Genomic DNA, 11,891 nt, shown 5'->3' on the forward strand with positions numbered 1-11,891 from the left:
AGGTAGCGATGAATAAAATACCTTTAATTGCAATGGTAGGCCCAACAGCTGTAGGAAAAACAGAACAAAGCATAAAACTTTCAAAAAAATTAAACTGTGAAATTATTTCTATAGACAGTGTTCAAATATATAAATATTTTAATATAGGATCTGCAAAAGTGACTAAGGAAGAGATGGGGGGAGTAAGTCATCATTTAATAGATGAATTAGAACCGTCAGATAGTTGTTCTGTTTATGATTTTCAAAAATTGGCAAGAAAAAAAATAGAAGAAGTTCATAATAAAGGAAAGTTGCCTTTATTAATCGGTGGGACAGGTTTTTATATGAATGCAGTGTTGAATGATTATAATTTCAGTGAATTGGCTTATATTGAAGAAGTTACACCGGAGGATGCAAAGGATTATTTAAAAGAAAATGATCCGGAAACATATAAAAGTATTGATCTGGAAAATAGTCGTCGAGTTATTAATGCTTATAACTATGCAATATCAGAAAAAAAGTCTATTGTACATAATAAAAACGGAAATAAAATTTTTGAAAAATATAACCCTTATATAATAATTTTAAATAGAGATAGAGAAGAACTATATAAGAGAATTAATCGTAGAGTAGAAATAATGTTTGAAACAGGTTTAGAACAGGAAGTTAAAGATATTATAGAAAAATATGGGAAAAATCTTCAACCGCTGGGCGCAATAGGGTATAAAGAGATGCTACCATACTTGGCAGGTGAAGTGGATAAAGATTTAACGATAAATAATATTGCGAAAAATTCTCGCCATTATGCTAAGCGTCAATTAACGTGGTTTAGAAATAAGATGAATGGTACTTGGTATAATGTAAGTGATGAAAAAATAACGGAAAATATAGAAAGTGATATTAGAAAGTTTTTTCAAATAAATTAATACTAAGTGATAAATACGGAGAATGTCGAAAAATTCTCCGTAAATTACTTCTTGATAAAAAACTTTATATGTAAGTATACTATTCTAGCAACTTAAAAAACAGTTGTTATTTTACAAACTACAACATATATTTTATTTATAAACCAAAAAAATTTTAAAAATGTACATTTGTAAATGATGTGAGACAAAAAAGTAAAAAATAAATACTGGATATAATAGAATTACATAGAAGCTAGCTTCTATGTAAACCGTATGAAGCCCCCGACGTAAAATACATTATTTGATTAGATTTGCCAGCTTTAATTCCTTAGAGAACATTTCAGATTTCTAAAACTTATTTGTCAAGGATTTGAAAAAGGCGTAGCCCTTGTCCTTGACAAATAAGTTGTGAAATCTATTATCTAACAAGGAATTAAAGCCTGCATATTTTTATAGACTCTTTCCGTAGCTCTTTTCTTTTTTCAACAGGAGAAAGCCAATTTAAAGTCTGCATAGGAAGACGGTTAGAGCGATATAGATACTTTTTCATCTGAGATACAAGATCATCATACGAAAAGAAAGATAAATGCCTGTAAAAACGTTCATTATCATTTCTATGACTACGTTCAACCTTACCGTTATGTCTAGGAGTTCTAGGTCTAATAAGTTGATGTTTAATGCCAAGATTATTACACAATACATCAAAAGGGTGTATTCGTTTAGTATCTTTAAAATGCGTAAATTCAAAACCATTATCAGTTTGAATTATCTTGGGTTTATACCCAAAATAATCAATAGCCATTTTAACAAATTGAACAGTAGAGTATGATGATTGTTCTTTAAAAGGGAAAATAAATCTTTCCCTAGTAGCTTCATCAATGATAGTATATTGATAAAATTTATCAGGAATTTCTCCTACATAACAACGTTTAGGAACATATTTCACATCAAGTTGCCATTTTTTACCAATTTCAGTAGGTGTATTATAGGGTTTAGGTTTATAAGGAATTACTTTTTTCTTAGTATCTTTATAAAAACCTAATTTTCTAAGCACTCTAAATAAAGAACAAGGATGTCTTTTATAACCTTTGTTGAATTTAAGTTTAGCATATAATTCAATCATAGAAATATTAGGATTACGTTTAATAAGATTTTTAATCCAAGACAATTCTTCAACTGTATGGGCGTTAGGGTGAATGGAATGAGGTCTATGAGACTTATCTATAAGAGACTCTTTAGTACCGTCATATTTTTTATTCCAACGCAAAAGAGAGGCTTTTGATATTTTATAGCGCCTACAAACAAAACGAATAGAGTTACCATTTCTATAAGTTTTAACTGCAGCTATTCTTGTTTGTAAAGTATGAGGTATATATCGTTGTGTTTTTTCTATATTTTCTGTTATAATAGTTTTCATAAGAGTAAATTCCTTTTTTTGATTTGTAGGTAACTTCATTATACAGGATTTACTCTTCTTTTTTTATTATATGTCTCACATCTATTGTAACACTACATTATAAACCAAAAAAATTTTAAAAAAGTATTGACAACAACAAGTAAAAATGATAAACTAGTACACGTCTTCAAGAAAGAAGACGAACGATAAAAGATTTTAAAGTAGGAAAAGTTAAGGAAAAGAAAAAAACTTGACAAACCTGAAATAAAATGATAAGATAGAAAAGTTGCTAAAGCAACAAATTGAACATTGAAAACTAAACGAATTAAGTCAACGTAATTCCAAAAAAGGACAGTTCAAAAAGGAACTATAAAACTTTAAAAAGAGCTAAATCAAGCAAACAAATAAGAAAATATTTGGAGAGTTTGATCCTGGCTCAGGACGAACGCTGGCGGCGTGCCTAATACATGCAAGTCGAGCGAAGAATTATTGGTGCTTGCACCGATAATTCTTAGCGGCGAACGGGTGAGTAACACGTAAAGAACCTGCCTTATAGACCGGGATAACTATGGGAAACTGTAGCTAATACCGGATAACAGTATTTTCCGCATGGGAGATATTTAAAAGTCGGTCATGCTGACACTATAAGATGGCTTTGCGGAGCATTAGCTAGTTGGTGGGATAAAAGCCTACCAAGGCGACGATGCATAGCCGACCTGAGAGGGTGAACGGCCACATTGGGACTGAGACACGGCCCAAACTCCTACGGGAGGCAGCAGTAGGGAATCTTCCGCAATGGACGAAAGTCTGACGGAGCAACGCCGCGTGAGTGAAGAAGGATTTCGGTTCGTAAAGCTCTGTTGTTAGGGAAGAAAGGTTGTGTAGTAACTATACACAAAACAGACGGTACCTAACCAGAAAGCCACGGCTAACTACGTGCCAGCAGCCGCGGTAATACGTAGGTGGCAAGCGTTGTCCGGAATTATTGGGCGTAAAGCGCGCGCAGGTGGTTTAGAAAGTCTGATGTGAAAGCTCACGGCTCAACCGTGGAAGGTCATTGGAAACTGATAAACTTGAGTGCAGGAGAGAAAAGTGGAATTCCTAGTGTAGCGGTGAAATGCGTAGAGATTAGGAGGAACACCAGTGGCGAAGGCGGCTTTTTGGCCTGCAACTGACACTGAGGCGCGAAAGCGTGGGGAGCAAACAGGATTAGATACCCTGGTAGTCCACGCCGTAAACGATGAGTGCTAAGTGTTGGTCTCAAAAGAGATCAGTGCTGCAGCAAACGCATTAAGCACTCCGCCTGGGGAGTACGACCGCAAGGTTGAAACTCAAAGGAATTGACGGGGACCCGCACAAGCGGTGGAGCATGTGGTTTAATTCGAAGCAACGCGAAGAACCTTACCAAGTCTTGACATACTGTGAGGGCGTGAGAGATCACGTTGTTTGTCTCTTTGAGACAACACAGATACAGGTGGTGCATGGTTGTCGTCAGCTCGTGTCGTGAGATGTTGGGTTAAGTCCCGCAACGAGCGCAACCCTTATATCTAGTTGCCAGCAGTAAGATGGGGACTCTAGATAGACTGCCAGTGACAAACTGGAGGAAGGTGGGGATGACGTCAAATCATCATGCCCCTTATGACTTGGGCTACACACGTGCTACAATGGATAGGGACAAAGAGAAGCGAGCTTGTAAAAGTAAGCCAATCTCATAAAACTATTCTCAGTTCGGATTGTAGTCTGCAACTCGACTACATGAAGCTGGAATCGCTAGTAATCGCGAATCAGAATGTCGCGGTGAATACGTTCCCGGGTCTTGTACACACCGCCCGTCACACCACGAGAGTTTGTAACACCTGAAGACGGTGACCTAACCGAAAGGGAGGAGCCGGTCACGGTGGGACAGATGATTGGGGTGAAGTCGTAACAAGGTAGCCGTATCGGAAGGTGCGGCTGGATCACCTCCTTTCTAAGGAAAAAAGGATATGTTGGGGAATTCGTTTAGTTTTGAGTGTTCAAGTAATACTCAAGCACAATGAAAACTGAATACAAATATTAGATCAAAAAATTTCTAGAAAAGAAAACAGATTTACAAAACCGAGAAACAGAAGAATAAGGTAAGTAAGAAAAACTTATTCACAAAAAGAGTTCAAGGAAGAAAACGAAGCAAAAAGCTACACACGATTAAGTAGAAAAGAGCGCACGGAGGATGCCTTGGCACTAGGAGCCGAAGAAGGACGTGACAAACGACGAAACGCTACGGGGAGCAGTAAGTAAGCAAAGATCCGTAGATATCCGAATGGGGGAACCCACCGCAAATAAAAAGGCGGTACGCAAAAGCGAGGTAACGCAGGGAACGGAAACATCTAAGTACCTGCAGGAAGAGAAAGAAAAATCGATTTCCCAAGTAGCGGCGAGCGAAAAGGAAGAAGCCCAAACCGATATGCATGCATATAGGGGTAGAAGGACTCTCAAGAAATTGTATTACGAAGTATAGTAGAAGCACTTGGAAAAGTGAGCCGAAGAAGGTAAAAGACCTGTATACGAAATGCTAAGTAAGCAAGAGAGAGCACCTGAGTACGACGGAACACGAGGAATTCCGTCGGAAGCGACCAGGACCATCTGGTAAGGCTAAATACTACCTAGTGACCGATAGTGAACCAGTACCGTGAGGGAAAGGTGAAAAGAACCCCGGGAGGGGAGTGAAAAAGAACCTGAAACCGTGTGCTTACAAGTAGTCAGAGCCCTTAGGGGTGATGGCGTGCCTTTTGTAGAATGAACCGGCGAGTTACTATATCATGCAAGGTTAAGTGGAAGACACGGAGCCGAAGCGAAAGCGAGTCTTAATAGGGCGAGATAGTATGATGGAGTAGACCCGAAACCAAGTGATCTACCCATGTCCAGGTTGAAGTTTAGGTAACACTGAATGGAGGACCGAACCAGGACACGTTGAAAAGTGTTTGGATGAGGTGTGGGTAGCGGAGAAATTCCAATCGAACTTGGAAATAGCTGGTTCTCTCCGAAATAGCTTTAGGGCTAGCCTCGTTAAAGAGTTTACCGGAGGTAGAGCACTGTTTGGACTAGGGGCCCATCCCGGGTTACCGAATTCAGACAAACTCCGAATGCCGGATAAATATAAACGGGAGTCAGACTGCGGGTGATAAGGTTCGTAGTCGAAAGGGAAACAGCCCAGACCGCCAGCTAAGGTCCCAAATTGTATGTTAAGTGGAAAAGGATGTGATGATGCACAGACAACCAGGATGTTGGCTTAGAAGCAGCCACCATTTAAAGAGTGCGTAATAGCTCACTGGTCGAGTGACATCGCGCCGAAAATGTACCGGGGCTAAACATACAACCGAAGCTGCGGATATAACAGATGTTATATGGTAGGAGAGCGTTCTAACGTCGTAGAAGTTAAGCCGAGAGGCGAAGTGGAGAAGTTAGAAGTGAGAATGCCGGTGTAAGTAGCGAAAGATAGGTGAGAATCCTATCCACCGAAAGACTAAGGTTTCCAGAGGAAGGCTCGTCCGCTCTGGGTAAGTCGGGACCTAAGGTGAAGCCGACAGGTGAAGCCGATGGACAACAGGTAGAAATTCCTGTACCACCGAATATCGATTGAGAGAAGTGGGGACAGAGGAGGCTAATTGAGTGCCCTGATGGAATAGGGCGCCTAAGCGCAAAGGTTAAGTAGTAGGCAAAACCGCTACTTATAAGACTGAAGCGTGATGGGGAGCGAAAAAAAGTAGCGAAGTCAATGAAGCCAAACTCTCAAGAAAAGCCGCTATCGAGATAAGAGGTGCCCGTACCGCAAACCGACACAGGTAGTTGGGAAGAGAATTCTAAGGTGAGCGAGAGAACCATCGTTAAGGAACTCGGCAAAATGACCCCGTAACCTCGGGAGAAGGGGTGCCTACGAGAGTAGGCCGCAGTGAATAGGCCCAAGCGACTGTTTAACAAAAACACAGGTCTCTGCAAAACCGAAAGGTGAAGTATAGGGGCTGACGCCTGCCCGGTGCTGGAAGGTTAAGAGGATTGCTTAGCGCAAGCGAAGGTAAGAATTGAAGCCCCAGTAAACGGCGGCCGTAACTATAACGGTCCTAAGGTAGCGAAATTCCTTGTCGGGTAAGTTCCGACCCGCACGAAAGGCGTAACGATTTGGGCACTGTCTCAACGATGGACTCGGTGAAATCATAGTACCTGTGAAGATGCAGGTTACCCGCGACAGGACGGAAAGACCCCATGGAGCTTTACTGTAGCTTGATATTGAATTTTGATGCAGAATGTACAGGATAGGTAGGAGCCAAAGAGGCATGCACGCCAGTGTATGAGGAGGCGATGTTGGGATACTACCCTTTGTGTATTGGAATTCTAACCCACGGAATAGAAAACCGGGAGACAGTGTCAGGTGGGCAGTTTGACTGGGGCGGTCGCCTCCTAAAGAGTAACGGAGGCGTTCAAAGGTTCCCTCAGAATGGTTGGAAATCATTTGGAGAGTGTAAAGGCACAAGGGAGCTTGACTGTGAGAGAGACAACTCGAGCAGGTGCGAAAGCAGGACTTAGTGATCCGGTGGTACCGAATGGAAGGGCCATCGCTCAACGGATAAAAGCTACCCTGGGGATAACAGGCTTATCTCCCCCAAGAGTCCACATCGACGGGGAGGTTTGGCACCTCGATGTCGGCTCATCGCATCCTGGGGCTGAAGTCGGTCCCAAGGGTTGGGCTGTTCGCCCATTAAAGCGGTACGCGAGCTGGGTTCAGAACGTCGTGAGACAGTTCGGTCCCTATCCGTCGTGGGCGTAGGAAATTTGAGAGGAGCTGTCCTTAGTACGAGAGGACCGGGATGGACATAACAATGGTGTACCAGTTGTCACGCCAGTGGCATAGCTGGGTAGCTAAATATGGAAGGGATAAGAGCTGAAAGCATCTAAGCATGAAGCCCCCCTCGAGATGAGATTTCCCACAAAGGTAAGACCCCTTGAAGACGACAAGGAGAATAGGTTAGGAGTGTAAGTGTGGTAACACATTAAGCTGACTAAAACTAATAGGTCGAGGACTTAATCAGAGAGTAGAAGCAGAGAAGTAAAGAAGTTGACAAAAGGAGAGGAATTGATATAATATGAGTATAAAGTTTTCGTCTGGTGGCGATAGCAAAGAGGACACACCTGTACCCATACCGAACACAGAAGTTAAGCTCTTTAGCGTCGAGAGTAGTTGGGTTTACGCCCTGCGAGGCTAGATCGTTGCCAGGCTTTTGAAATTAAGAAAAACCTTTTGGGATAAAAATCATGCTTATATAGATAATAAGTGTGATTTTTTATTATATGGTTTTACTTTTATTTTGATTTTAAAGAGAAAATGGAGTATTATATTAGAGTAAACTACTAATGGAGGTAGAGAAATGTTTTATTTGGAAGACGAAAAAACTTTGGTATTAACCGGCGAGAATAAAAAAGATATACTGAAAGCATTGAAAAAAATTAATTATATATCAGATGATAAAAATATAAAAGTAGCATATATAAAAATACTGAATAAACTATTGGATTTTAATAAAGCTATTGAATTATTTTATCATTCTCAAAAACCGGAATTTAATGAAGTATATAAGGAAAGAATAGAAAATTTTGATAACAGTAAAGATGAATTTATTAGAATTAAAGCAAGTTTAAAATCAGAATTTGATAGTAAAAATTATAACAAAGAAATTGAGGAGGAATTTTATTCTATATTAACAAAAATTGAAAATAGAACGGCTGTGTTATTTGAAGAGGAGAAAAAGTATAATTTTAACAATTATTTAATAACTCTTATTAATGATAAACAATTAGAAGAATTTATTTGGTTAAATACAATATATAATATTTATAAGGAAGAGAAAAGTTTACAATCGATTATTACCGATTATTGTCAGTTAACCGATATTGAATTTGCTGATTTATACAAAATTTATTTATTTGTGACAGATTATAATATTAATAGTTTATTATTGAAAAATGAATCTAAAATAATAAATAATGAATACCTTGAAAATGTTGAGAATTTCTTTAATTATATGTATGAATTAATTGATGATCTTAGAACTTTTGCTACGAAGAAAGATAAAAAGAATATTTTAAGTTTTTCAACAAAATTGGAAAGTTATACCAAAACAAGTACACCAACCAAAGAAGAATTTATTTATAGTGTAAGAAAAGTTTTTTCATTTTTAAAAGAATTATATGAAAATGACAATGTTAAATTGTTGCTTGATAATATTTATCCTATTTTGGTTAAATCATTTTATGCACCACTTAGAAATGACGATAAAATAAAATATGAGTATAATCCTGAATTTATATTTGCTCTTGAATATACTCAAATAATTATAGAAGTAATGGACGAAAATAATGGAAAATAAGTTAACCTCAAAAGATTTTTATTGTGTATATAACGATTTTGATATTTCTTTAAGAACGAGAGAACTTAATTTGCTGTATCTTCCACTTATAGGAAGTGAGGCGGTGCGACTGTATCAATTTTTGGGTACAAAAATAACAGGTGATAAAAATATTTCCGGCAACTTTTTACATTATGACATTTTTGATAATTTAATGTTGGATAGTACAAAATTCAATATTGCACGAAAAAAACTGGAAGCGATAGGCTTACTCTATACATATTTTATAAATAGCGATGGAGTAAATCAGTATTTGTATAAAATAAGAAGTGCGTTAGATTTTAATGAATTTTTTGAAATACCTGCTCTTGACCAACTACTTGAAAATACTATTGGATTAAAGCAATATAATGATATTAAAAATAAATATGGTAATAATAAACTTAATTTTAAAAATTTCGAGAATTTAACTGCTAAGTTTTCGGAAGTGTTTACTTTAGAAAATTTAGATGATTATAGCTTCGAAAATATGTTAGAAAAAACGGCAACCGACACTCCTAACTTTGACGAATATTATTTTGATTTTTCTAAATTAAATTACTTATTGGCAAATAGCTATTTGAGCGAGTTACTTGATGATAAGTCAATAAAAAGTTCTATTTTAGGTTTGGCGCATTTATATAAAGTAACACCGAACGATATGGCAAAAGCTATAGAAAAAAGTGTAAATACTTCGAGCGGAACAATGAGTTTAGATATGAATTTATTGAAGGATTATTTACTTCAATTATTTATTAATGTCAGAAAACAGGAAATCCCTATACTTAACAAAATGATTAATAAAAAATTATTAGAAGAAGATGTAAAAGAGGAATTGACAAGAGAGGAGAAGTTTATAAAAGAGGTAGATAATATAAACTATGTAGAATACCTTAATAAGCAACGCGGAATAATTTTATCAGAAGCTAATGCAAAATCTATAGTCGAAATACAAAATAAATATAATTTTCCGACAGGAGTTTTAAATATTTTATTGGATTATGCAATATCAGAAAGTAATGGGGATGGTGTACCTCATAAAAATTACATTGATGCTATAGCAAGCTCTTGGTCTTCACAAAAACTACTTGGGGCGAGAGATGCTATAAATTATGCCAGAAGAATTCGAGATAATAGAAAAAAATCTTCTAAAAATAATAAAAAACGTGACTATATTAAAAATCAAAAACAAAGTGATTTGTATACGGCACCGGTTCCTGAATACTTTAAGGATAGAATAGAAAATTTATCAGCTACTGATAATAATATTTCAGTAAGAACTGTAACCTCGGAAGATGAAGATGCTTATAAAAAAATGTTGGCGGAATTATATAAAAAGGGGGATAATAAATGAAGAAATTATCTAATGTGCTATTAACAAATACAGAAGAAAGTTATAAAAAATTTATTTCTGAAAAAGTCCTTAGTGATAAAGAAATAATAAAGTTTATAAAAGAAAATTATTTTACGCTTGAAGATATAGAGAAAAATCACGAAATATTCTATCAATATTATATTTCAAAAGATAAAAATTTAGATTTAAACCATATTCCAAAATTACTATACAGAGATAATAAAGTTTATATTACTTACAATGAAACTGATGAATATAGAAATTACAGACAAAGTTTGCAATTGAATAGTAAAATTAAGACAGAATTTGTGCCGTCAAAAATTTTAACTTATACTTTTGAAAATTTGTCTAAAAATAAGGAAAAAGCAAAGGTTGCCATTGAGTGCATAAGAATATGTAATTCAATTTTAAACGAAGTAAATATGAAAGGATTGTATATATACGGATCTACAGGAGTTGGGAAAACATACTTTATGGGATGTATATATAATCATTTTAAAGAAAACGGAATAGAACCTGCCATTATTTATTATCCCGAATTTGTAAGAAAAATAAAAACAAAGATTAGTAATAATGAATATGAACAGTATATAGATATTATCCGAGCAGAAAAAATTTTAATAATAGATGATATAGGTGCGGAAAATATTACAGAGTTTATAAGAGATGAAATCTTAGGACCGATAATTAACTACAGAGAAGCAGAAAATTTACCTACGTTTTTCTCATCTAATCTTTCATTTTCGGATTTGTTGGCAGTGTTATCTAAAACCAAAAATTCGGTAGATCAAACTAAAGCATTACGTATAGTAGAAAGAATTAAATCTCTTAGTACCCCGCTTTTATTAAAAGGACAAAATGAAAGAGAATTATATAACTAAAAATATTAGAGTTGTTACATGATTTAAAAATAAAATATTAACAAAAATAGATATTCACAACATAAATCTGATATAATAGATATGTGGTTTATGTTGTGAAATTTATTTTTGACCAGTTCAGAAAAAATAATTTTTTATGTAATAAAGTAAATAATTTTTAAGTAGGTAGAAAATTGAAAATAGAGAATATAACAAAATTAAAAATCAAATACAAAATTGAATTGGATAATGGGAAACATTTTTATGTATCAGAAGAAACAGTAATAAAATATGGTTTGATAAAAAAAATAGAATTGTCCGGAGAGCAGCTTAAAGAAATATTATCACATGAGAATATAGAAAAAGCATATACTAAAGCTATAAATTACTTAAATTACGGTTTAAGAACAGAACGGGATATGCGAGAATATCTTGAGAAAAAGGAAATAGTTTCTGATATAATAGACGAGGTAATTGAGCGTTTAAAAGTGATGGGATATATAAATGATATTTATTATATTGAGGCAGCTGTTACCGATTATTTTAATCTTAATAAAAAAGGCCCCTATTGGATAAAAAGGAAACTTTTAGGTAAAGGTCTTAATAAGGAAGTTGTTGAAGAGAATATTCAAAAAATTTGTACTGAAGAGCGTATGATTGATACACTTTATCGCATAATAGAGCGTGAATTTAATGCGAAAAGAGAGTCGAAAAATAAAAAAATTCAAAAAATAACGCATAAACTTTATACAAATGGTTATTCTTTTGATATAATTAGAAAGGTATTTGACATATTTTTTGAAGATTACGAAGATGTTGATGAAAATGATGTATTAGAAACTTATTTTAATCGTGCTTATCGTAATTATTTAAATAGGTATGAAGGTTATATGCTGAAACAAAAAATCATTGAAAAATTGGTAAGGGATGGTTTCTCTTATTATGATGTGAAAAACTTTTTAGAAACAAAAGATTTGTAGA

Annotated in this window: 6 protein-coding genes and 3 rRNA genes; 8 read left to right on the top strand and 1 reads right to left on the bottom strand. The window is 35.4% G+C overall.

What is annotated here, in order from left to right; translation table 11 throughout:
• The first annotated feature begins 8 nt into the window (after nt 1–8).
• A complete protein-coding gene (gene miaA, locus AXE85_RS03460) occupies nt 9–905 on the top strand; it encodes a tRNA (adenosine(37)-N6)-dimethylallyltransferase MiaA (protein WP_062173146.1) in 897 nt (298 codons plus the stop codon).
• 412 nt (nt 906–1,317) lie between these two features.
• Here the strand turns inward: miaA and AXE85_RS03465 are convergent, their stop codons facing one another.
• Nucleotides 1,318–2,301, bottom strand: a complete 984-nt coding sequence (locus tag AXE85_RS03465; RefSeq protein WP_062174673.1) for a DDE-type integrase/transposase/recombinase — start codon at nt 2,299–2,301, stop codon at nt 1,318–1,320.
• Nucleotides 2,302–2,693: 392 nt separating this feature from the next.
• Here AXE85_RS03465 and AXE85_RS03470 point away from each other — a divergent pair.
• The 7 genes from AXE85_RS03470 (at nt 2,694) to AXE85_RS03500 (ending at nt 11,890) form a co-directional block, all read left to right on the top strand.
• Nucleotides 2,694–4,249, top strand: a 16S ribosomal RNA gene (locus AXE85_RS03470).
• 213 nt (nt 4,250–4,462) lie between these two features.
• Nucleotides 4,463–7,343: ribosomal RNA gene (locus AXE85_RS03475) — 23S ribosomal RNA — on the top strand.
• A gap of 72 nt (nt 7,344–7,415) precedes the next feature.
• Nucleotides 7,416–7,530: ribosomal RNA gene (rrf, locus tag AXE85_RS03480) — 5S ribosomal RNA — on the top strand.
• The 16S, 23S and 5S rRNA genes sit together here, the layout of an rRNA operon.
• Before the next feature lie 149 nt (nt 7,531–7,679).
• Nucleotides 7,680–8,678: a hypothetical protein gene (locus tag AXE85_RS03485; RefSeq protein WP_062173147.1), complete on the top strand. Its 999-nt coding sequence runs from the start codon at nt 7,680–7,682 to the stop codon at nt 8,676–8,678.
• The gene (locus tag AXE85_RS03490; RefSeq protein ID WP_062173148.1) at nt 8,668–10,050 is read left to right on the top strand and encodes a DnaD domain protein; all 1,383 of its coding nucleotides are present in this window, start codon (nt 8,668–8,670) and stop codon (nt 10,048–10,050) included. The genes AXE85_RS03485 and AXE85_RS03490 overlap by 11 nt, the downstream gene beginning before the upstream one ends.
• Nucleotides 10,047–10,931 carry a primosomal protein DnaI gene (gene dnaI / locus AXE85_RS03495; protein WP_062173149.1) on the top strand — a complete coding sequence of 295 codons (885 nt, stop codon included), beginning with the start codon at nt 10,047–10,049 and terminating at the stop codon, nt 10,929–10,931. The genes AXE85_RS03490 and dnaI overlap by 4 nt, the downstream gene beginning before the upstream one ends.
• A gap of 173 nt (nt 10,932–11,104) precedes the next feature.
• Nucleotides 11,105–11,890, top strand: coding sequence for a regulatory protein RecX (locus tag AXE85_RS03500; RefSeq protein ID WP_062173150.1), 786 nt, complete (start codon nt 11,105–11,107; stop codon nt 11,888–11,890).
• The last annotated feature ends 1 nt before the right edge of the window (nt 11,891 follow it).

The sequence above is a fragment of the Gemella sp. oral taxon 928 genome (assembly GCF_001553915.1).
Taxonomy (GTDB): domain Bacteria; phylum Bacillota; class Bacilli; order Staphylococcales; family Gemellaceae; genus Gemella; species Gemella massiliensis.

Excerpts from the sequence above, each read along its gene's own strand:
- miaA (WP_062173146.1), top strand. The coding sequence starts at position 9 with ATGAATAAAATACCTTTAATTGCAATGGTAGGCCCAACAGCTGTAGGA.
- AXE85_RS03465 (WP_062174673.1), bottom strand. The coding sequence starts at position 2,301 with ATGAAAACTATTATAACAGAAAATATAGAAAAAACACAACGATATATA.
- AXE85_RS03485 (WP_062173147.1), top strand. The coding sequence starts at position 7,680 with ATGTTTTATTTGGAAGACGAAAAAACTTTGGTATTAACCGGCGAGAAT.
- AXE85_RS03490 (WP_062173148.1), top strand. The coding sequence starts at position 8,668 with ATGGAAAATAAGTTAACCTCAAAAGATTTTTATTGTGTATATAACGAT.
- dnaI (WP_062173149.1), top strand. The coding sequence starts at position 10,047 with ATGAAGAAATTATCTAATGTGCTATTAACAAATACAGAAGAAAGTTAT.